Below are 23,207 nucleotides of genomic sequence, written 5' to 3' on the forward strand. Positions count from 1 at the left end.
AGCGCAGCGCAGGCCTAGGACGAGAAATTGCCGCCTTCTCCCCCACCCTCCTTCTCCGCCATTTCCTGCTTTAGCGTCGCGATGAACCGTCTTGTCCGTTCGCGCTCCGGATTGCCGAACAGCACCGCCGCGGGGCCCTTTTCGACGACAATGCCGGCCTCGAGGAACACCACCTCGCGAGCGATCTTTGAAGCAAGCCGCAGATCGTGCGTGGCCATCACCATCGTCGTCCCCTCGCTGGCGAGCCGGCCGAGCACGTCGACGACTTCCTGCGCCAGTTCCGGGTCGAGCGCGGAGGTCGGTTCGTCGCACAAAAGCACCTTTGGCGACGGCGCCAGCGCCCGGGCGATCGCTACCCGCTGCTGCTGGCCGCCCGACAGCGTTGCCGGCCAGGCATCGACCTTGTGCGCCATGCCGACCTTTTCCAGCAGCGCGAGCGCCCGTTCGCGCGCCCGCGCCTGTGGCCACTTAAGCACCGTCACCAGCCCTTCCATGACGTTCTCGATCGCGGTGCGATGCGGGAACAGTTGGAAGTTCTGGAACACCATGCCGGTCTGCAGCCGCAGCCGCTGAATGTCCCGGGCCGCCACCTTCGCTCCCGGATGGAACTCCAGCGCCTGATCGCCGATACGCACTGTGCCCGAGGTTGGGATCTCAAGCAGGTTGATGCAGCGCAGCAGCGTACTTTTGCCACCCCCCGAAGGACCGACCAGCGCGGTGACGCTGCCTTCGGCGATGGCAACCGTCACGCCCTTCAGCACGAGATTGTCGCCGAAGCGCTTTTCGATGTTGGCAAGGTCGATCACGAGCGCGCCTCCAGGAACCCGCCATAGCGATTGAGCCGCGCCTCCAGCCGCGTCTGCAAGGCCGACAGCACCGAACTCATCGCCAGATAGAGGATAGCCGCCTCGACATAGAGGATCAGCGGCTCATAGGTGGTGGCGACGATGCGCTGCGCGGCCTGGAACATTTCCGGCACGGTGATGGCGGCGGCCAGCGACGTGTCCTTGACCAGCGAGATGAAGGTGTTGGAGAGCGGCGGCACCGCCACGCGCCCGGCCTGCGGCAAGATGGTGCGGCGCATCGCCTGGCTCCAGGTCATGCCGATCGAATAGGCCGCCTCCCATTGCCCCTTTGGCACCGCGCCTATCGCCGCGCGAACGATTTCCGACGAATAGGCGCCGATATTGAGCGTGAAGCCGATCAACGCCGCGGGAAACGCGTCAAGCAGGATGCCGGCCGAGGGCAGGCCGTAGAAGATCAGGAACAGCTGCACCAGGAGCGGCGTGCCGCGGAATATCCACACGTAGAAGCGCGCCACCGCGACCAGGGGCATTGGCCCGAAGAGCCGGATCAGCGCGGTTCCGAGACCGACGCTCAAGCCAAGCACAAAGGACAGGAGCGTCAGCGGTACGGTGAAGATCAACGCGGCCCATAGCAGCGAAGGCAGCGATTCCAGCATGAGTTGCAGCCAGTGCGGCACGAAAGGCTCCTTCTTGCGACTGCCGTATATCACGCGAAAGGCGGCGGGCCGTCAAAACGGTCCGCCGCCGGGCGATGTCGCGCGGGCCGCCAACGGCCCGGCCGTAAATTACTTCGAAACGTCCTGGCCGAAATACTTGTCTGCGATCTTCTGATAGGTACCGTCGGCCTTGATGTCGGCCAGGGCCTTGTTGATCGCGGCAACCAGTTCCGGATCGCCCTTGCGAACGATGACGCCGGAATAGTCGGCGTTCTCTTCCTGGGCCGCGATCTTCACATTGGCATCCGGCTTGTGCTTCTTGAAGTCGAGGAAGGACAGGCTGTCATTGATGGTTGCGTCGGCGCGGCCGGTCAGAAGCAGCTGGATCGACTGGTCGAACCCGTCGGTGCCGACCAGTTCGGCGCCGTTGGCCTCGGCCAGTTTGCCGAAATTCGAAGTCAGCGACTGCGCCGACTTCTTGCCCTTGAGATCGGCGAAACTCTTGATGTCGGTGTTGTCGCCGCGCACGATCAGCACTGCCTTGGAGGCGATGTAGGGGTCGGAGAAATCGTATTTCGCCTTGCGGGCGTCGGTGATGCCGACTTCGTTGATGACCGCGTCATAGCGGTTGGCATCGAGGCCCGCGATCAGCCCGTCCCATTTGCCCTCGAGGAACTCTACCTTCACGCCGAGCTTGTCGCCGATCGCCTTGGCGATTTCGACATCGAAGCCGACCAGCGCTCCGCCGGCATCATGATAGGTAAAGGGTGCGTAGGTGCCCTCCGTGCCGACCTTGATGACGCCGGCCTGCTTGATCTGGTCGAGATTGGCGCCGGCATAGCCTGCGGTAACAGCCAGAACCTGCAAAGTTCCGGCGACGATGAGCGACTTGAGCCATTTCATTTTTCTGTGATCCCGTCCTGGCCTGATATCCGGCATGGTGTGTGAGCGCTGGAAATTGACAGATGTGAGTTGAAAAAATAAGGAATGAGATTTCAAAAACATCCATTATTCGGAATCGGATTCTACCACTGACGTTTCTGGCGGTGCCTCGACCCCGCCCGGAGTTTTTTCGCGCAGCCTCCACGCCGCGCCGCCGGCGGCGGAACCTTTCCCGCGCATGGCACGTTTTGCGTTCGTTGTAGGGCAGGACGCCGTCATTTCAAGTCGAGCGGCTGCCGGGTTTCGAAATGACATCCGTATCGCCAGAGCCAGGGAGTGCCTCATGATGGAAGACACGGCAGGACGGATCATGGTCCGCGCGGCAATGAGGGCTCCCTATCTCGAACGTGACGAGGAGTTGCGGCTGGCGCTGCGCTGGAAAAAGGACAACGACCAGAACGCGCTGCACAGCATCACCGTGGCGCATATGCGCCTGGTCATTTCCATGGCCTCCAAATTCCGTCATTACGGCCTGCCGCTTGGCGATCTGGTCCAGGAGGGCCATGTCGGCCTGCTCGAGGCCGCGGCCCGTTTCGAGCCGGAGCGCGAAGTGCGGTTTTCGACCTATGCGACCTGGTGGATCCGGGCCTCGATGCAGGACTACATCCTGCGCAACTGGTCGATCGTGCGCGGCGGCACCAGCTCGGCGCAAAAGGCTCTGTTCTTCAACCTGCGGCGCCTGCGCGCCCGGCTGGCGAACGGCGCCGCGGAGCCGCTGTCGAACAGGACGCTGTACCGCGAGGTTTCAGCGGCCCTCGGCGTCTCCGAAGCCGATGTCGCGCTGATGGATTCGCGGCTCTCGGCGCCCGACTCCTCCCTCAATGTCCCGCTTGCCGACGATGGGGGCGCGACCGAGCGGATGGACTTCCTCGTGTCGGACGATCCCTTGCCCGACGAGGTCGTCAGCGACACCATCGATATCGAACGCCGCTCGATATGGCTGAAGGCGGCGCTTGCCGCACTCAACGCGCGTGAGCTGCGCATCATCGAGGAGCGTCGGCTGAGCGACGAGGGCGCGACGCTCGAAGCGCTCGGCGAGACGCTTGGCATTTCCAAGGAACGCGTGCGCCAGATCGAGGCCCGCGCCATGGAAAAGCTGAAAGTGGCGCTGGTGAAGCAGAACCCGGAATTCCTCGCCACCGCCGCCTAAATCCATTCCAGGAAAACTACCTAGAAGTTTCTCGTCCCAAAAACGAGAGAGCGGGTCAGCGCCGACTATCGGCTATTTGTCGGTGACGATCTTGACCTTGTCGCCGGCCGAAACCGCAGCCCCCGGCGACAGCGCGTTGAGCACCCGGAACAGGTCGAGTTTGCGGTCGACGCCGACCATCTGCGCCGAAAGCGAACCCATCGTCTGCCCCGGCTGGACGGTTACCACGCGGATATGCAGCGGCTTGAGTGCCGCCTTTTCGGCGGCACTCAGAATGCGGAACGAGCCGCTGACGGAACGCGCCACGGTGTCGAGCGACGTGCTGGCGGACGGTGCCGCCGTCAGCAGCCGGTAGACTTGGCCGCCGGCGCGGATTACCGCGATATCGAACTGCCAGCCTTCGGCGCCGGCATGCGCCGTCGCTGCCTCGTTGCCGTTGATCGTTTCCTGCCTGACGCTCGCATCGTCGAGACCGGCCACCCAGCCGCTCCTGATATAGTCGGTCAGCGCACGGTTCTTGTCGATCGACACGCCGTCGAAGCGGATCGCGATGTCGCCCGGCCCGGTCGCCGTCACGGCGGCGGCCGAATTGTCGATGATGAAGCCCTCCGGCACCGAGAAGGACACGCCCAGGCCCGGATGCAGAAAGGTCTCGCCGCGCACATAGCCTTCTTCGGGCGTGTCGCCGTAGAGCAGGCCGTCTATCCCGGCGAGGAAGGCGTCGCGATCGCGGGTGCCGACGCCCGGCGGGCCGAACTGGCGGGCATGGCGTTGCGCAAGGTCGATACGCTGCGGCGTATTGGGATGCGTTGCCAGGAAATCGAGGCTGGCGTCGGTGGCGCCGCTGATCGAGCGGAAATCGGTGTAGGCCGACATGGACTGCAAGAAGCGGCCGGCGGCGTAAGGATCGTAGCCGGCTTCGCCGATCGACTTGATGCCGATCGCGTCGGCCTCCAGTTCCTGGTTGCGCGAAAACTGCGCCAGTCTCAGCTTGCCGCGGATCAGCGCCGCCTTGGCGGTCGGGCTGTCGCCGAGCACGTCGGAAACAACCTTGGTGGCGAGCCCCTCCTCGGCCTCGAGCTGCTGGCGCTGCAGGCCGTGGTTGGCGGTGACGTGGCCCATCTCATGCGCGATGACGGCAGCGAGCTCGGCCGAATCATTGGCCAGCGCCAGCAGGCCGCGCGTGACGTAGAGGTAGCCGCCCGGCAGTGCGAAGGCATTGACGTTGGGCGAATTGAGGATGGTGATACGATAGGTCTGGGTCGGGTTGGCCGACACCACCGTCAGGCTGCCTACGACCTTGGCGACCATGCGCTCGAGCTTGGGATCGGAATATTCGCCGCCATAGGTCGCCAGTATGCGTGGATGCTGCGCCTTGGCCAGTTCGGCCAATTTGTTATTGGCCGCGACATTGTCGACCGTGATCGGTTTGTCGGAAGGCTGGAAGCCGGATTCCTGGACTTCCGGAGGTGTGAACATCTGGCAGCTTGCCAGGGCCACGACAAAGCCGGCCAGCGCCAGAAAGCGCGCCAGCATTTTCCCTCTTGGTCTTTCCGTGCCGGTCGGCAGAACGGCTTCCTTTCAGGTCTGGCGCATGCCCGCGAAAATCGGGGCGATCCTCGCAAGGGCTCATGCGCAAATCAAAGCATTACAGCATCCACGCCATACCAACGCGCGGCGGATGCTGCAGGCAAATCACGGCCTGCACCGGACCGGTACAGGGCGGACCTAGCCACACTACCTCTGTCATGGCAAGCAATCGCCCCGTCGCCAGGAGCCGGTTTGAGCGTAAATTATGTCCGCTTCCGGGCAATATCTCGTGATCCAGCCTCCCAGGCGCTTGTGCCAACATAGCGCCGGAAAACTTCAGGACCAGCCCCGGCAAAGAAATCATCCGCCTTGCCCTTGGCGGCAACCATGCCGTTGTCGAGGAACACCACCTCCTCACAAATACGGCGTGCGTCCTGTGGCTGATGCGTGACGAACAGCAGCGTCATGCCCCGCTCGGCATGCACGTCGGCGACAAGATCGAGCATGTCGTCGCGCAAGGCCGGTCCGAGTGAAGCGAAAGGCTCGTCCAGAAGAAGCACCGGGCGGTTGCGAACCAGCACGCGCGTCAATGCGACACGCTGGCGTTCGCCTCCCGAAAGTTCGCGCGGCAGGCGTCTTTCCTTGCCCGCGAGGCCGGTGCGCGCGATCGCCTCCGCGATGTCAGCGCGGTCGGCCTCGGTCAGCCGCAGCGAGGGCGAGCGGCCGAGCCCGACATTCTCTTCGACCGAAAGATGGGCAAAAAGATTGTTTTCCTGGAACACCATCGACACCGGCCGCGCCGAAGGCGGCGCCGCGCCCACATCGGCGCCGCCGATCAGCACGCGGCCAGCCTGCGGCGTCTCGAAGCCCGCCACCAGATTGAGCAGCGTCGACTTGCCCGAGCCGCTCGGCCCCATGATGGCGGTAATTTTCGACGCGGCGAAATCGACATCGAAAACGAGCGGCGCGTCGCCGTAGCTGAACGAGACCGTGTCCAGCCGCACCTCGGCTCCCCTTGTCGCACCATTGGTGGCGCCCGCAGCCATCAGTCTCGTTCTCCCCTTCCCAGCCCGCTCGCCGCCACCACAAGCGCAAGGCAGACCAGACCGAGCAGCAGCGCCAGGCCGGCGGCGTCCTCGGTACGGTAGCTGCCCATGCGCGCCAGGAGAAGGTAGGGCAAGGTCTGCACGGAATCACTGCCGAACAATGCAATGACGCCGAGATCGCCAAGCGACAGCGCCATGGCAAACGCGAAGGCGGTGGCCAGCGGCCGTCGCAGCGAGGGCCAGTCGACCAGCCGCAACCGGGCCCAGCCCGCTATTCCCAGAAGCGCGCAGAGCCGCTCATGGCGCTCGCTCGCCGCATCATAGGCGGGGCGGATGGCACGGATGGCGAAAGGCATCGCCATGACTGCATTGACAGTGACGACCATGACCGGGGCTATGGCAAAGACATCGCCGACATGGCGCAGCAGAAGGAACCAGCCGGCGCCGATGACGATGGGCGGCACGACCAGGACGAAGCCGGCACCGGTGTCGGTGGCGTGTTCGAGCACGGTCCGCGGACCGGAGCGGCGCTTCAGGGCCAGCACGCGGCGCGCCATGGTGAGCGAAAGCGACAGCGCAACCGACAGCAGCGCCGACAGGAAAGCCAGCACGGCGCTGGTCAGCGTCGCCTGCCGCACCGCCGCTTCGCCGGCGAGACGACCGAGGTCGGCGCCGAGGCCTGACATCACCGTCGCCGTCATCGGCCCGGCGACGAACAAAAGGGCCAGCACGACGAGCGCGGCATTCAGCGCGGTCTCGGTCCTGCCGGCCGAGACGTAGCGGCGCGGCGCCACCGGCAGATTGGCGTCACCGGTGGTGTTGGCGCCGAGCCGCGTCAACGCCAGCACCACGACAAAGGTCAGCGCGATCTGCAGCAGCGTCAGCGCCACCGCCCGCGCGGGATCGAAATCGAAACGCAGCGCCTGGTAGATGCCGACCTCCAGCGTCGTCGCGCCGGGGCCACCGCCCAGCGTCAACACGATCGTGAAGGATGTGATGCAGAGCATGAACACCAGGCCGGCGACGCCCGGCAGAGCGGCGCGCAGTGTCGGCCACTCGATCAGCCGGAAAGCCGGTGCGGCACCCATGCCGAGCTGGCTCGCCAGCCGCCATTGGTCGGCTTGGATGGTTTGCAGCGTTTCGAGGAACAGCCGCGTGGCCAGCGGCAGGTTGAAGAAGACATGAGCAACGAGGATGCCGGAGAGGCCATAGATGCCCGGCCAATGGTAACCGCCGACGGCACCAAGAAAGCCGGCGAAATAGCCGGCGCGGCCATAGAGCGCCAGGATGCCGAGCGCCGCCACGATCGCCGGCAGCGCCAACGGCAGGGCGAAGAGCTGGAGGATGAAGCCGCGGCCGGGAAAGCGCGGATGCCGCGACAGCGCGCGAGCCACGAACAGGGCCGGCGCCACCGACAACAGCGTCGAAAGCGCCGCCTGCCACAACGTAAAGCGCACGACGCGCAGGAGATAAGGATCGAAGGCCGCCCAGGCGCCGGAGAAATCGTTCGCGCCTTCGAAGACAAGGCCCGCAAACGCGCCGCCGATCAGCAGCCCGATCGCCGCAAGCGCGAGGATACCGGCGGAGATGCGGGGGTCAGACGCGCGCTGCACGCTGCGCCACCCAAAGGACCTTTAGCGAGCGTCGCGTTCCTTCGCGCCCCCCTCTGTCCTGCCGGACATCTCCCCCACTTGGGGAGAGATTGGCTGCTTCAGCGCTCCACCCTCTCCTGTGACGTCGCCAATTGGCGAAAGCCGTCGTGACGGCCAATCTCCCCCTCGTGGGGGAGATGTCCGGCAGGACAGAGGGGGGCGCTGTAGAGCACTCATCATTCGATCATACGACCAAACTACTTGCTCATCACCGCCAGCCATTCATCCACCCATGCCTTGCGGTTGGCAGCGACCTCCTCGGGACTGAACAGCAAGGTTTTGGTCGGTTTGACCAGTCTGTCGAAGGCCGGATTGAGCGGCTTGTCGGTCTTGCCGGCCGGGAACATCCAGTTGGTCTCGGGGATGGCATCCTGGAATTTCGGCCCGGTCATGAAGGCGATGAACTTTTCCGCCAGCGGATTTTTGGCTCCCGTCGTGGTGATGCCGGCGACCTCGATCTGCAGATACTCGCCCTCCTCGAAGGAAGCGGCCTGGTAGCGCTCGGTGTTCTCGGCAACCATGTGGTAGGCGGGCGAGGTCGTGTAGGACAACACCATCGGCGCCTCGCCCTTGGTGAACAGGCCGTAGGCCTCGCTCCAGCCCGGCGTCACGGTCAAGACCTTCGCCTTGAGCTTGGCCCAGGCCTCCGGCGCCTTGTCGCCATAGACCGACTTCACCCACAACAGCAGGCCGAGGCCCGGCGTCGAGGTGCGAGGATCCTGGATGACGATCTTGTCGTCGGCACTGCCCTCGACCAATTCCTTCAGGCTCTTGGGCGGCGTCTTCAGCTTCTGCGTGTCATAGATGACGGCGAAATAACCATAGTCGTACGGGACAAAGATGTCGTCGTTCCAGCCGCCCGGCACATTGAGCCCGGTCACGGCGCCATGCGGTGCAAACAGGCCAGTGGCCTTGGCATCGGCGGTGAGATTGGTGTCGAGGCCAAGCACGATGTCGGCCTTGGTCGCGGCCCCTTCCAGCTTGACGCGGTTGAGCAGCGCGACGCCGTCGGCAACCGAGACGAAGTCGACATCGCAGCCGCATTCGGCCTCGAATTCCTTCTTCACCACCGGGCCGGGCCCCCAGTCGGCGGTGAAGCTCTCGTAGGTGTAGACGGTGAGTTTGTCCCTGGCCAAGGCTGGCCCCGACAGAACCACGACTACTGCAGAGACAAGGGCGTATAAAAGCGTGCGCATCGGCGCCTCCTTCGTTCGGGTTAAAGGAATTGAGGCGTCGGACTGTCCGAAACGTCTAATCCCTCCGCCGGTACAAACCGGATCAGGTTCAGCGGGTTGGCGAGACTGCCTCTCAGCCGGTCCGCGAAATATCGCGTCCGGCACCCCGTTAGAGCGCCTCGACACATAGGCCCGGCCGGTGAACCGCGCAAGTGGCTGTTTGCCGGCCTTCCGTTTCCGCTGCCGGGCTGGTAAGGGCCACACGATATGAGCACATTCACCATCCTGCTTGGCGGCGACCTCATCCGCACGCCACGGCTCGACCGTCAGGTCGAGGGAACCCGCGTCATCGCCGCCGATGCCGGCATCGGCCATGCAAGCACGCTCGACCTTGTGCCGGAACTGTGGGTCGGCGATTTCGATTCCGTGCCCGCCGGCCTGCCGGATGCGTTGGCCGCCGTGCCGCGCCGAACCTTCCCGGCAGAGAAGGACGCCACCGATGGCGAACTCGCGATATCGGCCGCCCTGGAGTGCGGCGCGACCAGCCTCGTGCTTGCCGGCGCCTTCGGCGGCAAGCGCGCCGACCATGCCTTCCTGCACATGGCGCTCGCCCTGCGGCTGACCGGGGCCGGGACAAAGGTGCTGTTGACCAGCGGCGCGCAGGAAGCCGTGCCCCTGGCGCACGGCACGGCCCGCTTCGACTATACAGACGGCACCCTGTTCTCGATCCTGGGTTTTTCCGAGCTTGCCGGGCTGACCGTCGCCGGCGCGAAATGGCCGCTTGACCGCGTCAAGGTCGCGTTCGGCTCGTCGCTGACCATCTCTAATGAGGTCAAGGGCAGGCTCGAGATCGCGCTGGGAGCGGGGCGCGCGCTGCTGCTCGCCCATCCCTATCCCTTGCCAGAAAGCTGACATGGCGCCGCCTCTTCTCAATCTCGACGGAATAAAACTGACGTTCGGCGGCACGCCCCTGCTCGACGGCGCCGACTTGGCTGCGTCGGCAGGCGACAAGATCGCGCTGGTCGGCCGCAACGGGTCCGGCAAGTCGACGCTGCTCAAGATCGCCGCCGGCCTGATCGAGCCGCAGGACGGCGAGGTGTTCCGCCAGCCATCGGCGACCGTCCGCTATCTGCCGCAAATGCCCGACATGGACGGCTTCGCAACCGTGCGCGCCTATGTCGAGGCCGGCCTCGGTCCCGCCGACGATCCTTATCGCGCCAGCTACCTGATGGAGCACCTCGGCCTCTCGGGCGAGGAGCAGCCGGGCGACCTCTCCGGCGGCGAGGCCAGGCGCGCCGCCCTTGCCCGCGTCATGGCGCCCGAGCCTGATATCCTGCTGCTCGATGAGCCGACCAACCACCTCGATCTCTCGGTGATCGAATGGCTGGAAGAGGAACTCGTCCGCACCTCCTCGGCCCTCATCGTCATCTCGCACGACCGCCGTTTCCTTGAGCGCGTCTCGCGCGCCACCGTGTGGCTCGACCGGGGCCAGACGCGCCGGCTGGATAAGGGCTTCGGCCATTTCGAGGAATGGCGCGACCAGGTGCTTGAGGAAGAAGAGCGCGAACAGCACAAGCTCGGCCGCCAGATCGTGCGCGAGGAACACTGGCTGCGTTATGGCGTGACGGCGCGGCGCAAGCGCAACATGCGCCGCCTGGGCGAATTGCAGACCATGCGCCAGCGTTTTCGCGGCCATCGCGGCGCCGAAGGCACCGCGACCATGGTGGCCAGCGACGCCGCCGAATCCGGCAAGCTGGTGATCGAGGCCAGGAACATCGAGAAGAGCTTTGGCGACCTCACCGTGGTCAAGGGGTTCTCGACCCGCATCCAACGCGGCGACCGCGTCGGCCTCGTCGGGCCGAACGGCGCCGGCAAGACGACGCTTCTGAAGATGCTGACCGGAGAATTGCAGCCGGATGCCGGTTCGGTGCGGCTCGGCACCAATCTGGAGATCGCCACGCTCGACCAGAAGCGCGAGGCGGTCGATCCGCAGGAGACGCTGGCTCAGTATCTCACCGACGGGCGCGGCGAGAACCTTGTCATCAATGGCGAGCAGCGCCACGTCGTCTCCTACATGAAGGACTTCCTGTTCAAGCCGGAGCAGGCACGCACGCCGGTGCGCGAGCTGTCGGGCGGCGAGCGGGCACGGCTGATCCTTGCGCGCGTGCTGGCCCGGCCGGCGAACTTGCTGGTGCTCGATGAGCCGACCAACGATCTCGACATGGAAACGCTGGAGTTGCTGCAGGAACTGGTCGCCGGTTTTGCCGGTACGGTCATCCTGGTCAGCCACGACCGCGATTTCCTCGACCGCACCGTGACCAGCGTGATCGCGCCGGACGGCGGCGGCCGCTGGGTCGAATATGCCGGCGGCTATTCCGACATGCTGGCGCAGCGCGGCGGCACCAGGCTCGACGACCGCAAGGCGCGGGCGAAGGCGGATGCAAGCGAGGCGCCGACGGCGAAGGCGGACAGCCCCACCGCCAAAGCCCCGGCAAAAAAACTCTCGTTCAAGCAGAAATTCGCGCTGGAATCGCTGCCCAAGAAGATCGAGGCGGTGACAGCCTCGATCTCGCGGCTGGAGAACAACATCGCCGATCCGGCCTATTACGAGCGCGATCCGGCCTCGTTCCAGAAGACCATCGCCGCCCTCGACAAGGAGCGCGCGACGCTGGCGGCACTGGAGGAAGAGTGGCTCGAACTGGAGATGTTGCGCGAGGAGATGGAGGGGTGAAGATGGTATGCGCTACGTTATGCGCTTAAAAGAGGGCTGTCTCCGTGCTTCAATCGACGACAAAACCTCAGCGAAAGTCTATCAATACATCCATTGACGCTCAGCTGATCAAAGACGCCAAAGCGTCGGGTATCAATCTCTCGCGCGCCGCCGAGGCGGGTATTGCGAAGGCCATCGCGTCGGAAAAAACGCGTCGGTGGCAAGAGGAGAACTTTGAGGCGATTGTGAGCTCCAACGCCTATGTCGAGCGGAACGGGTTGCCATTGGCCACACGCCCGCTGTTTTGATGGGCCCGTTACGATCTCTATCGGAATGCCGGAGGCAGTGGTTACCTTGTCGATGTTCAGTCCGACCTTCTTGAGAGGCTGAACACGAGAGTCGTCATTCCGTTGATGCCGCCCGACACAGCCCCCGTTCCTGGCCGCCGGCTCTGCCTTGATGGCCACTGAATTGCCGGATGCCGAGGGAAATCTCTCCAAGCACCACGACGACATCGTCGCCGCGCTCGACATGCTGTTCCAAGGCTTCTGACCGGAGCCGACCGTTGCCGTCGGCTCAGCCCGCCGTCTTCGCCTGCCAAGCCTTGATCGCCTCGTCGAACACCTTCTCGCCGGGAATGCCTTTTTCCATCGTCAGCAACGCTCGTCGTCCGGTCTTGTAGACGACCGGCACGTCGATCCAGTCCTGTCCCCGAAGCAAGGTCAGATTGGCGTCCTCGTCGGCCTTGGTATCGTTGAGCGCGACGAGGAAGAAGCCGTCGGCGATCTTGGCCGGAATGCCGATCAGCGGGCTGCCGGCATCCTGCTCGGAACTCTTCATGGCCACGCGCAGGATGTTGTCGACGCCGCCGCCTTCGAAACCGTCGGGTGTCAGGAAGATCATCTCGATGATGTGGCTGGCCGGCAGCGTCTGGTCAGTGTTGCGGCGGATGGTCATGCGCAACTGGATGTCCTTGCCGGGAATGGTCGCCTCGGCGCGGATCGCCGGCTCAGGCGGCAGGTCGCCGCCGGGCGATTCCTGCACCAGCGACCAGACGATGTTGCCCGGCTCGGCCGAACCCTGCGCGGTGCTGGTGCGCTCCTCATAGAAGATCGCCTTCTGGCCGACCGGCAGAGAGGTTTGCGTCGGCGCACCGGCAGGCGAGGGCGGCGTGGCGGCGTTGTCAGCCGGCGCCGCGGGTGCGGTCCCATTGGCGGGTGGCGCCGCCGGCTGCAGCGCCCGGTGCAGGGGGCGTGGTCCCGGCGGGCGCGCCTGCGGCCGGCGTGCCTCCTGCCGGAGCCGACAAGGCCGGGGTGGTCGTGGCTGAAGGCGGCGTCGTCAGCGCCGCGACGGACTCGCCCTCGCCCACGCCGCTCTGTCCGCCGGCCGGGCCAGGATCGACCTCGCTTCCTTGCGGTGTCAGTCTTTGAGTGAACTTCGGTGTCCCTTCGGGCTCGGCACCGCTAGCCGAAGGTGCCGGGGGCGTTGCCGCCGCATCGCTCGCCGGCTTGGCGGGTGTCGATTTGACCGGCTCGGTCGTCGCGACCTTGCTGCCGCCGCCCAGACCCAGCATCTTGCCGAAGGCATCCTTGTTCAGCCAGATGCCATAGCCGCCGCCGGCAATGACCAGCAACGCAACGGCAGCGGCAATCAGCCCGCCATAGCTGCGCTTGCGTTCAGCCGGACGCAAGCGCTGGAAAGTGTCGGCGGCCGCAGCCTCTTCGTCGCTCGCAAAGACATCGGCATGCTCGTCGTCCTGACCCACATCCATGCCAGGCTGAGCCCTGTCGTCGAACTCCGGGGCCGGCTGCACCGGTACGGGCTTTTGCCAGTTCGGCTCGACCTCGGCGGCGGGCGATGCAGGCCTGGAGATGTCGGGCTCCGGAGCGGGGGGCGGCGGCTTGTAGGGTTCAGTCTTCGAGGCAGGCGCTGCCGGCCAGGCCGGCTCCGCCTTTACCGGCTGTTTGGTATGGTTCGACTGGTTCTTGTTGCGATCGATGGAGGAAAATATGTGCTCCAGTTCGGCAAGCGGATCGGTCTCCGGCACGCTTTTGGCATATTCGCGCTCGAGCCTCGATATGGCGTCTTCCAGGCCGCGCTTCTGCCTTTCGGCTTCCGACGGCGAAAGCGGCGGCTCGCGCTCGGCAATCTTCTTTGCAATCGTCGAGCGCGCTTTGTCGTAGACTTTGGCCCGCAGCTCCGGCGTAGGATCGCCAAAATTGTTTATCGTATCCCTCAGAGCAGAAACGAAATCTTTCGCCATGCGTCAGTCGACCTGTATTGTGCTCCGGGCCGGCCTCCGCAAATCAGCCGCAACGCCCGGAAAGGCTTGAGAAACTAGTCTTGAAACGGATCGGTCACAAGTATCGTGTCGTCCCGTTCCGGGCTGGTGGAGAGGAGCGCGACCGGCGCGCCGATCAACTCCTCGATATGGCGGACATATTTGACGGCCTGGGCCGGAAGGTCGTTCCAGCTGCGCGCGCCGGCGGTGGTGCCTTTCCACCCCTCCAGCGTCTCGTAGATTGGCTCGACGCGGGCCTGCGCGCCCTGGCTGGCGGGTAGATAGTCGATCGTCTCGCCGTCGAGGCGGTAGCCGGTACAGACCTTGATCTCGTCCAGCCCGTCAAGCACATCGAGCTTGGTCAGGGCGATGCCCTTGATGCCGTTGACGGCGACGGCCTGGCGCACCAGCACCGCGTCGAACCAGCCGCAGCGGCGCTTGCGGCCGGTGACGACGCCGAATTCATGGCCGCGCGTGCCGAGGAATTCACCGATCTCGTTCTGCTGCTCGGTCGGGAACGGACCTTCGCCTACGCGCGTCGTATAGGCCTTGGTGATGCCAAGCACATAGCCGATGGCGCCCGGGCCCACGCCGGCACCGGCTGCCGCCTGGCCGGCGACGGTGTTGGACGAGGTGACAAACGGATAGGTGCCATGATCGATGTCGAGCAGCGTGCCTTGCGCGCCCTCGAACAGGATGCGCTCGCCGGCCCGGCGCTTGTCGTCGAGCACCTTCCAGACCCGGTCCATGTAGGGCAGGATTTCGCCGGCGACCGAGGTCAGCTCTTGCATGACCGCGTCATGCGTGGCTTCGGCATGGCCAAGGCCGCGACGCAGTGCATTGTGATGCGTCAACAGCCTGTCGACCTTCAAGGGTAGTGTTTCCAAATCCGCCAGATCCATCACCCGCACCGCGCGCCGGCCCACCTTGTCCTCATAGGCGGGGCCGATACCGCGGCGGGTCGTGCCAATCTTGGTCCCGGAATTTGAGGCGGCGTCCTCGCGGAAGCCGTCCAGTTCCCGGTGCAGGGACAGGATAAGCGCTGTGTTTTCGGCTATTTTCAGGCGCTCCGGCGTTACCTCGACTCCTTGCCCCTTGAGCTTCGCCACTTCGGCAACGAATGCGTGCGGATCGAAGACGACGCCATTGCCAATGATGGACAGCTTGCCCTGCCGCACGACGCCCGACGGCAACAGCGACAGCTTGTAGACCTTGCCGTCGACGACCAGCGTGTGGCCGGCATTGTGGCCGCCCTGGAAACGCACCACGACATCGGCGCGCTCCGACAGCCAGTCGACGATCTTGCCCTTGCCTTCGTCACCCCATTGCGAGCCGACGACCACCACATTGGCCATGTTTCTTTTCCTTCGAGGCGCCGCCGCGCGGCTTGGATACGGTTCGAAACGACAGGCCTCTATAACGTCAAGAGCAGGCCGATGCGACCTTTCTTTGCCGCCGAAAATGGACTGAGGCACAACAATTTTCAGCTTTGACATCATTTACTTGTCCAGGCGCGGGCAATAGGCCGGCGGGCACGCCCCATTCACCTCTTCCCGCTGCGACCCGCCATGCACCGAAGCGCCTACATGTTCCTGCTGCTCACCACCTTGCTGTGGGGCGGCAACTCGGTGGCCGGCAAGCTGGCGGTCCATCACGTCTCACCGATGACGCTGGTCTTCCTGCGCTGGGTGCTGGCGGTAGCGATCCTGCTGCCGATCGGCTGGAATGCGCTGAAAAGAGATTGGCCCGTCGTGCGCAGGCACTGGTTCGTGCTCGCCGCACTTGGCGCCAGCGGCTTCACCTTGTTCAACACCATCTTCTATACGGCGCTTAACTACACGACCGCGATCAACGTTTCGATCGAGCAGGCGGCGATGCCTATCCTGATCATCGTAGCCAATTTCATCTTCTTCCGCCTGCGCGTGAACTGGGCGCAGATCGCGGGCGTGGTGCTGACGATCTTCGGCGTCATCCTGACCGCTTGCCACGGCGATCCGCGCCGGCTGCTGACATTGGAACTCAATTTCGGCGACGCCATCATGCTGGTCGCGGTCATCCTCTACAGCGGCTATTCGGTCGGGTTGCGGCTGAAGCCGGCCATGCAATGGCAGAGCCTGATGCTGGCCATGTCGCTCGCCGCGCTCGTCACCTCGCTGCCGTTCTTCCTATGGGAAATCGCGGCCGGCAAGGTCATCGTTCCCGACGCACGCGGCTGGGCGGTGATCGTCTATACTGCGATCGGCGCCTCGGTCGTCTCGCAGATATTCTACATCAGGGGCAATGAGCTGATCGGCGCCAACCGGGCCGGCCTGTTCATCAACCTGGTGCCGATCTTCGGCACTCTGCTTTCGGTGCTGATCGTCGGCGAGACATTCCAGCTCTACCAGGCGTTGGCGCTCGTCCTCGTGCTGGGCGGCATCGCGCTTGCCGAATATAGCGGCCGCAAGGCAGCCATGCCGAGGCGCCAGTAAACTCGCTTCGCGCCCCGATCGTCAGCTTCAAGGAGAGCGTCGGTTCGCCCGGCAATTCGCAGGACTACTGTAATTCCTTGCGCACCGCCGCCACGTCGTCGGACGAGACTGCCGGGGCGGCGTTGCCCCAGCAGACAAGCCCTACACGCTGCCGACGTCGAACTGCAGCCGCTTGGCCGAATCGATCGATTTGTGCGCCCGCACCTGCTCCAGCACTTTTTCCGGGAACGGTGCGTCGAGATAGAGCAGCGCGATGGCATCGCCCCCCGGCCGGTTGCGGCCGAGCTGGAAGTTGGCGATGTTGACGCCGTTCTCGCCGCACACCGTGCCGAGCAGGCCGATAATGCCCGGCGCGTCGGCATTGGTCGTGTAGAGCATGTGCTGGCCGACCTCGGCATCGAGATTGATGCCCTTGATCTGTATGAAGCGCGGCTTGCCGTCGGAAAAACAGGTGCCGGCGATCGAGCGCGTCATATGCTCGGTCTTGACCGTCAGCTTGATATAGCCGTCGAACACGCCCGATTTGTCGCGCTTGACCTCGGCGACGATGATGCCGCGCTCCTTCACCATGATCGGCGCCGACACCATGTTGACGTCGGCTACCTGCGGCCTGATCAGCCCGGCAAGGGCCGCGCTGATCAGCGCGCGCGTATTCATCGTCGCGGTCGAGCCGTCGAACAGGATTTCCACCTCCTTGATCGGGTCCTCGGTGACCTGGCCGACAAAGGCGCCAAGCACTTCGGCGAGCTTGACGAAGGGTTTGAGCCGCGGCGCTTCCTCCGCGGTGATCGACGGCATGTTAATGGCGTTGGAGACGGCGCCCTTGATCAGGTAGTCGGCCATTTGTTCGGCGACCTGCAGCGCGACGTTCTCTTGCGCCTCCGCCGTCGAGGCGCCGAGATGGGGGTGGCCACCACATTCTCCATGCCGAACAATGCGTTCTGTTCGGCCGGCTCGGCCTCGAACACGTCGATGCCGGCGCCGGCCACCTTGCCGCTCTTCAGCGCCGCCACCAGGTCGGCTTCGACGACCAGCCCGCCACGGGCGCAGTTGATGATGCGCACGCCGTCCTTCATTTTGGCGATCGCGGCGGCATCGATGATGTTGCGCGTCTTGTCGGTCAACGGCGTGTGCAGCGTGATGAAGTCCGCGCGGGCGAAGAGCTCGTCCAGTTCAACCTTGTCGACGCCGAGTTCCTCGGCGCGTTTGTCCGACAGGAACGGATCGAAGGCGACGACATGCATCTTCAGGCCGACGCCGCGCGTGGCGACGATCGAGCCGATATTGCCGCAGCCGATGACGCCGAGCGTCTTGCCGGTGATCTCGACGCCCATGAAGCGGTTCTTTTCCCATTTGCCTGCATGCGTCGAGGCGTTGGCTTCCGGGATCTGGCGGGCGAGCGCGAAGATCATCGCTACCGCATGCTCGGCTGTCGTGATCGAATTGCCGAACGGCGTGTTCATCACGATAATGCCCTTGCGGCTGGCCGCCGGTATGTCGACATTGTCGACGCCGATACCGGCCCGGCCGACGACCTTGAGCCTGGTGGCGGCATTGATCAGCTTCTCGGTAACCTTGGTCGCCGAGCGGATGGCGAGGCCGTCATACTGGTCAATCACTTCAAGCAGCTTCTCCTTGTCCTTGCCGAGATCTGGAAGATAGTCGACCTCGATGCCGCGATCCCTAAAGATCTGAACGGCGGTGGTGGAAAGTTTATCCGAGACGAGAACGCGAGGCATGGGATTGGTCCTTGTTGCTTACCCCACCCGCCTTCGCTTCGCTCAGGCATCTTCTCCACGGGGGAGAAGGTCAGGCGCCGATCTTTCTCCCCTTGTGGGAAAAGGTGGCCGCGAAGCGGCCGGATGAGGGCTGTTCCAGAAAATAACTATTGAGTTTCAGGCCGCCGCTTTCAGCGACGCCTTCTGGCCGGCGAAGGCCCAGTCGAGCCAGGGCAGCAGAGCTTCGAGATCGGAGGTCTCGACCGTTGCGCCGCACCAGATGCGCAGGCCAGGCGGCGCGTCGCGATAGGAACCGATGTCATAGGCGACACCTTCCTTGTCGAGCGCTGAAACCAGACCCTTGGCGAAGGCCGCCTGTGCGTCGGCGTCGAGTGCAGCGACTTGTCCGTCGGTGAAGGACAGGCAGACGGACGTGTTCGACCGCGTCGCCGGCTCTACGGCGAGATGGCCAAGCCAGGAGGATTTCGCGACGAAACGGTCGAGCACGGCCGCGTTGGCGTCGGCCCTGGCGACCAGCGCATCGAGGCCCCCGATCGATTTCGCCCAGCTGAGCGCGTCGAGATAGTCCTCGACGCACAGCATCGACGGCGTGTTGATGGTTTCGCCCTTGAAGATGCCTTCGATCAATTTGCCGCCCGAGGTCAGGCGGAAGATCTTCGGCAGCGGCCATGCAGGCTTATAGCTCTCCAGCCGCTCGACGGCGCGGGGCGACAGGATCAGCATGCCATGCGCGCCTTCGCCGCCCAGCACCTTCTGCCAGGAGAAGGTCACGACATCGAGTTTCTCGAAGTCGAGCTTCTGCGCGAAGGCGGCCGATGTCGCGTCGCAGATGGTCAGACCCTTGCGATCGGCCGGGATGAAATCGCCGTTCGGCACGCGCACGCCCGAGGTCGTGCCGTTCCAGGTGAAGACCACGTCGCGGTCGAAATCGATCTTGCCGAGATCCGGCAGTTCGCCGTAACCGGCCTCGAGCTTGCGCACATCGGCAAGCTTCAACTGCTTGACCACGTCGGTGATCCAGCCGGAGCCGAAACTCTCCCAGGCGACCATGTCGACGCCGCGCTCGCCCAGCAGCGACCAAAGCGCCATCTCGACGGCGCCTGTGTCGGACGCCGGCACGATGCCGATGCGGTAGTCGGCAGGAACCTGGAGAATTTCGCGCGTCAGCGCGATCGCCTGTTCGAGCTTGGTCTTGCCGATCTTGGCGCGATGGGAACGGCCGAGCGCGGCAGCTTTCAGCGCCTCGACCGACCAGCCGGGACGTTTCGCGCAGGGACCTGAGGAAAAATTGGGGTTTGCCGGACGGAATCCGGGCTTCGTATGCGTCGTCATCGTGGTCTATCCTTCCAGATAGTGGCCCCTCGTTGGGGAGGGGTGGCCCACGGACGGCGATATGCGCTCGGGCTTCGGGCGTCAAGGGGAAAGTTTTTGTCGCGGGCAGGACACTGGCGATCCGCGATCAGGATCTCGTGAGCTTCAAACGCAAACGGCGGACCGAAGAGATCCGCCGCCAGGGTTCATGTATGCCAGCCTACTACCAGAGATCGTAGCGTAGCCCGAGCTTAACCTGATGATTGCTGATTCCCTTGTGGACCGGAAACGAGGTCAGGCTCTCGGCCGTCACATATTCGGCGTCGGGCGCCGAGAAATACTGATAGCCGAGATCGACGGAAACATTCTTCGACACCTGATAGGCAAGGCCGGCATTCAGCGTGTAAGCGAAGGAATACTTGGTCTTGTCGTCACTCAGTCCGAAGTCGTCGGTTGGATCGCCATTGTCGGTGAAATAGCTCGCCGAGAGCTTGTGCGTGCTCCTGACGATGCCGATGCCGGCGCCGAGATAGGGTGTTATGCCGACATAGGTTCCAAGGTCGACATAGCCGTTGAGCATGCCTGAAAAGGCATAATTCTTCAGGGACGCCGACGCCAGGGTCGCCTCTGCCGCGGTCGCTGAATCGTCATAGCCAATGCCGATCTTGTTGCCGGGCAGGTAACCCAGATTGAGATCGGCACGCAGATAATCGTTGAAGTGGTAGCCGAAGCCGATGCTGGCGAAGACCGGGTCTTCCTCGTTGTCGAAGCTCGCCGGCGTGAAGGCGAAATCCTCATTCTTGAAGCTCTTCTCTACCAGGTAGGAGACATCGCCGCGCAGATACCAGCCCGAGCCGACCTCGACCGGCACGTAGTCGGGCGCCTGGTCGACATAGACCGGGGGATCATAGTCGGCGGCCAGCGCAGGCGTCAGCGGCATGATGGCGAATGTGGCAAGCACCGGCGCCATACGCGATGTGAGTTTCATGATCCCCTGCTCCCGATTTCGGCGCCACCAGACGGCAGCCATCGTTTCAGGAAGCATTGTTAACCATAGTGGTTAAGTCGGGGTTAAGGCTAACAGAGCGTTAGCGAATGATTTTCGGGCAGCCAGACAAGCGAAAACCGCCCGGCTGATGCCGGGCGGTTTCGGACCGTTGGATGGTCGGATGTTACTTGGTGTAGATCGGCTCGGGTTCGGGCTGATAGGCCACCGTCGGCGCGGCGCAACCGTTGTTGCCGCCGAACTGGTATCGCAGGCCGCCGCGCACCTCATGCGTGTCGATGCCGCGGTCGAAGCCCGGCCCGGCGCTGCTGATATCCCACTCGAACATGCGGCCGCCCTGGATGTGGCTGTAGCGATAGCCCGCGTCCAGGATCAGCTTGTCGGTCAGACAGTAGGAAGCGCCGGCCATGAGCGCGTATGCAAAGCGCCAGCTTTTCGCACCGGGGTTGAACTCGGTGGTGTTCGGGTCCCTGACATCGTCCCATCTGACATGCGCGCCGCCGATGCCGGCGCCGACATAGGGCGTGATGCCGTGATAGGTGCCGAGATCGACATAGGCGTTGGCCAGCAGCAGCAAGGCGCTCATTTTCGACACTTCAGTCGACGTCGAGAAAGCGTCCGAGGTTCCGCCGTCGAAGTTCGACTTGAACCAGTAATCGGCCGTCAAATCCGTACGAAAATGATCGTTGATCTTGTAGCCGACGCCGGCGCCGAGCGAGAAGCCGCCTTTGAGCTTGCCGAAATCGAAGCTCCTGTCGCCGGGAATGACGTTACAATTACAGGGATCGATGGTGTAGGTCGTGTAATCGATGCCGCGCACTTTCGACTTGTGGTAGTCGAGATCGCCGCGAATGTACCAGCCGCCGACATCGACTGGCTGCTCGTATACCGGCGGCGGCGCCTCTTCGACCACCGGCTCCGGAAGGTCGGCCGCGAACACCGGCCATGCCAGGCCCGCGAACATCGCGGCGAACAGGACCTTTCTTGCTGTATTGAACATGCTTGTCACCCCTAGAAACCCTCGGAACAGCGGTCGCGTCCGAATGAGATTGGCTTTCAGGCGTGGATAATGAATTGCAAAGGTTAAAAGGCATTTAACCCTGTCTATTAACCACGAATCTCGAGCATTTGAGGAATTCGGATGGTTCCACGTGTCTCGAGCCAGTTTCGCAGGCAAACAAAAGCCCGCCGCACGGGCGGGCTTCTAAGCAATCAGAGCGGCGTCGGCCCTCCGAATGCACCTGAGATCAGGCGGCGCTGCGTGTTTCCGAGATGACCTCGACGATGTCGTTGACGACGGCCTCGACCAGCTGCGGGTCGTCGCCCTCGGCCATGACACGGATCAGCGGCTCGGTGCCGGACGGCCGGATGACGAGCCGCCCCGCCTTGCCGAGGCGTTGACGGGCGTCCTCGATCGCAGCCTTGACCGGAGCTTCCTCGAGCGGCTTGCCGCCGGCGATGCGGACGTTCTTGAGGAGTTGCGGCACCGGCTCGAACTTCTTCGACAATTCGCTGACCGGCCGGCCCTGCCGCTTGATGCAGGCCAGCACCTGCAGCGCCGAAACCAGGCCGTCGCCCGTGGTCGAGAAGTCCGACAGCACGATGTGGCCCGACTGCTCGCCGCCGACATTGAGCCCGTGCGCGCGCATATGCTCGACGACATAGCGGTCGCCGACCTTGGTGCGGTGCAATTGCAGCTTCATGTCGCCGAGGAAGCGTTCGAGGCCGAGATTGGACATGACCGTCGAAACGACGCCACCGCCGGCAAGCCGTCCGCTCTGGTGCCAGGACTCGGCGATCATTGCCATGATCTGGTCGCCGTCGACGATCGCGCCGTTCTCGTCAACGATGACGACACGGTCGGCATCGCCGTCGAGCGCGATGCCGATGTCGGCGCGCACCTCGTGCACTTTCTTCTGCAGGCCTGCCGGATGGGTCGAGCCGCATTCCTTGTTGATGTTGAAGCCGTTGGGCTCGACATTGATGGCCACCACTTCGGCGCCCAGCTCCCAAAGCGCCTCGGGGGCAACCTTGTAGGCGGCGCCATTGGCGCAATCGACGACGATCCTCAAACCTGAAAGCGACATCGAACGCGGCAAGGTGCGCTTTGCAAACTCGATGTAGCGGTCATGCACGCCATCGACGCGCTTGGCGCGACCAAGTCCGTCGGAATCGGCGAGTGCCAGTTCGATATCCTTGTCCAGCATGCTCTCGATGCGCTCTTCGATCTCGTCGGAGAGCTTGTAGCCGTCGGGACCGAATAGCTTGATGCCATTGTCGTAATAAGGATTGTGCGAGGCCGAGATCATGACGCCGATATCGGCGCGCAGCGAACGCACCAACATGGCGACCGCCGGCGTCGGGATGGGGCCGAGCAGGAACACGTCCATGCCGGCGGCGCAGAGGCCCGCCACCATGGCGTTCTCGATCATGTAGCCGGAAAGTCTGGTATCCTTGCCGAGCACCACACGGTGACGATGGCTGCCGCGCTGGAAGGACAGGCCGGCCGCCATGCCGACCCTCATCGCGATTTCCGCCGTCATTGGAAACTTGTTGGCGCGCCCGCGAATACCGTCCGTGCCGAAATAATTTCCTGCCATGCTAGTCAGTGTCCCCGGTGGTTCTTGCCCGGTACGTCATGCCATAATTGGCCGGCGCACTACGATCACATTTCGTGATTATCTGTTACCAATCCTTTAGAAAACCCTTGTTGTGCATTGCACACAGACTGG

Annotated in this window: 17 protein-coding genes, 3 pseudogenes and 1 riboswitch; of the genes and pseudogenes, 6 read left to right on the top strand and 14 right to left on the bottom strand. The window is 63.9% G+C overall.

The window, feature by feature from the left end:
* Positions 1-14: 14 nt before the first annotated feature.
* From ACIU1A_RS25685 to ACIU1A_RS25695, 3 genes are all read right to left on the bottom strand, one after another.
* Positions 15-806 carry an amino acid ABC transporter ATP-binding protein gene (locus ACIU1A_RS25685; RefSeq protein ID WP_140517572.1) on the bottom strand — a complete coding sequence of 264 codons (792 nt, stop codon included), beginning with the start codon at positions 804-806 and terminating at the stop codon, positions 15-17.
* Positions 803-1,483, bottom strand: coding sequence for an amino acid ABC transporter permease (locus tag ACIU1A_RS25690; protein ID WP_140493321.1), 681 nt, complete (start codon positions 1,481-1,483; stop codon positions 803-805). Before ACIU1A_RS25690 ends, ACIU1A_RS25685 begins: the two co-directional genes overlap by 4 nt.
* A gap of 108 nt (positions 1,484-1,591) precedes the next feature.
* The gene (locus ACIU1A_RS25695) at positions 1,592-2,365 is read right to left on the bottom strand and encodes an amino acid ABC transporter substrate-binding protein (RefSeq protein ID WP_140493318.1); all 774 of its coding nucleotides are present in this window, start codon (positions 2,363-2,365) and stop codon (positions 1,592-1,594) included.
* Positions 2,366-2,687: 322 nt separating this feature from the next.
* Between ACIU1A_RS25695 and ACIU1A_RS25700 the strand changes: the two genes are divergently transcribed.
* A complete protein-coding gene (locus ACIU1A_RS25700) occupies positions 2,688-3,554 on the top strand; it encodes an RNA polymerase factor sigma-32 (RefSeq protein ID WP_140493315.1) in 867 nt (288 codons plus the stop codon).
* Between the two features lie 72 nt (positions 3,555-3,626).
* Here ACIU1A_RS25700 and ACIU1A_RS25705 read toward each other — a convergent pair whose 3' ends face one another.
* From ACIU1A_RS25705 to thiB, 4 genes are all read right to left on the bottom strand, one after another.
* Positions 3,627-5,090: a M48 family metalloprotease gene (locus tag ACIU1A_RS25705; protein ID WP_140493312.1), complete on the bottom strand. Its 1,464-nt coding sequence runs from the start codon at positions 5,088-5,090 to the stop codon at positions 3,627-3,629.
* A 257-nt stretch (positions 5,091-5,347) separates the two neighbouring features.
* Positions 5,348-6,130 carry a thiamine ABC transporter ATP-binding protein gene (gene thiQ, locus ACIU1A_RS25710; protein ID WP_140493309.1) on the bottom strand — a complete coding sequence of 261 codons (783 nt, stop codon included), beginning with the start codon at positions 6,128-6,130 and terminating at the stop codon, positions 5,348-5,350.
* Positions 6,130-7,743: a thiamine/thiamine pyrophosphate ABC transporter permease gene (gene thiP / locus ACIU1A_RS25715; RefSeq protein WP_404925572.1), complete on the bottom strand. Its 1,614-nt coding sequence runs from the start codon at positions 7,741-7,743 to the stop codon at positions 6,130-6,132. The genes thiQ and thiP overlap by 1 nt, the downstream gene beginning before the upstream one ends.
* Positions 7,744-7,979: 236 nt before the next feature.
* Positions 7,980-8,978, bottom strand: a complete 999-nt coding sequence (gene thiB / locus ACIU1A_RS25720; RefSeq protein ID WP_404925573.1) for a thiamine ABC transporter substrate binding subunit — start codon at positions 8,976-8,978, stop codon at positions 7,980-7,982.
* A 42-nt stretch (positions 8,979-9,020) separates the two neighbouring features.
* Positions 9,021-9,136: riboswitch (TPP riboswitch) on the bottom strand.
* Positions 9,137-9,224: 88 nt separating this feature from the next.
* On the opposite strand from thiB, the gene ACIU1A_RS25725 reads away from it, so the two are divergent.
* The 4 genes and pseudogenes from ACIU1A_RS25725 to ACIU1A_RS25740 all read left to right on the top strand — a co-directional run.
* Entirely contained in the window at positions 9,225-9,869 is a 645-nt protein-coding gene (locus tag ACIU1A_RS25725; RefSeq protein ID WP_404925574.1) for a thiamine diphosphokinase, read from the top strand.
* Position 9,870: 1 nt separating this feature from the next.
* Positions 9,871-11,688, top strand: coding sequence for an ABC-F family ATP-binding cassette domain-containing protein (locus tag ACIU1A_RS25730; RefSeq protein WP_140566884.1), 1,818 nt, complete (start codon positions 9,871-9,873; stop codon positions 11,686-11,688).
* A gap of 44 nt (positions 11,689-11,732) precedes the next feature.
* Positions 11,733-11,975: a type II toxin-antitoxin system CcdA family antitoxin gene (locus ACIU1A_RS25735; RefSeq protein ID WP_404925575.1), complete on the top strand. Its 243-nt coding sequence runs from the start codon at positions 11,733-11,735 to the stop codon at positions 11,973-11,975.
* 66 nt (positions 11,976-12,041) lie between these two features.
* A pseudogene (locus ACIU1A_RS25740) lies at positions 12,042-12,137 on the top strand (hypothetical protein); the annotation flags it as partial.
* 106 nt (positions 12,138-12,243) lie between these two features.
* Here ACIU1A_RS25740 and ACIU1A_RS25745 read toward each other — a convergent pair.
* Together ACIU1A_RS25745 and ACIU1A_RS25750 are read right to left on the bottom strand one after the other, a co-directional pair.
* Positions 12,244-13,930, bottom strand: a pseudogene (locus ACIU1A_RS25745) (hypothetical protein).
* Between the two features lie 74 nt (positions 13,931-14,004).
* Positions 14,005-15,303, bottom strand: a complete 1,299-nt coding sequence (locus tag ACIU1A_RS25750; RefSeq protein ID WP_140493285.1) for an adenylosuccinate synthase — start codon at positions 15,301-15,303, stop codon at positions 14,005-14,007.
* Positions 15,304-15,516: 213 nt separating this feature from the next.
* Between ACIU1A_RS25750 and ACIU1A_RS25755 the strand changes: the two genes are divergently transcribed.
* On the top strand, positions 15,517-16,419 hold the full coding sequence (locus tag ACIU1A_RS25755; RefSeq protein ID WP_140554926.1) for a DMT family transporter: 903 nt from the start codon (positions 15,517-15,519) through the stop codon (positions 16,417-16,419).
* Between the two features lie 141 nt (positions 16,420-16,560).
* On the opposite strand, the pseudogene serA reads toward ACIU1A_RS25755, so the two are convergent.
* The 5 genes and pseudogenes from serA to glmM form a co-directional block, all read right to left on the bottom strand.
* A pseudogene (serA, locus tag ACIU1A_RS25760) lies at positions 16,561-18,158 on the bottom strand (phosphoglycerate dehydrogenase).
* A 156-nt stretch (positions 18,159-18,314) separates the two neighbouring features.
* Positions 18,315-19,490, bottom strand: a complete 1,176-nt coding sequence (locus ACIU1A_RS25765) for a phosphoserine transaminase (protein ID WP_140525054.1) — start codon at positions 19,488-19,490, stop codon at positions 18,315-18,317.
* A 202-nt stretch (positions 19,491-19,692) separates the two neighbouring features.
* On the bottom strand, positions 19,693-20,457 hold the full coding sequence (locus ACIU1A_RS25770; protein ID WP_140493272.1) for an outer membrane protein: 765 nt from the start codon (positions 20,455-20,457) through the stop codon (positions 19,693-19,695).
* 184 nt (positions 20,458-20,641) lie between these two features.
* Positions 20,642-21,475: an outer membrane protein gene (locus tag ACIU1A_RS25775; RefSeq protein WP_404925576.1), complete on the bottom strand. Its 834-nt coding sequence runs from the start codon at positions 21,473-21,475 to the stop codon at positions 20,642-20,644.
* A 247-nt stretch (positions 21,476-21,722) separates the two neighbouring features.
* Positions 21,723-23,075: a phosphoglucosamine mutase gene (glmM, locus tag ACIU1A_RS25780; protein ID WP_140493266.1), complete on the bottom strand. Its 1,353-nt coding sequence runs from the start codon at positions 23,073-23,075 to the stop codon at positions 21,723-21,725.
* Positions 23,076-23,207 lie beyond the last annotated feature (132 nt).

This window comes from Mesorhizobium maamorense, assembly GCF_044998965.1.
Lineage (GTDB): Bacteria > Pseudomonadota > Alphaproteobacteria > Rhizobiales > Rhizobiaceae > Mesorhizobium.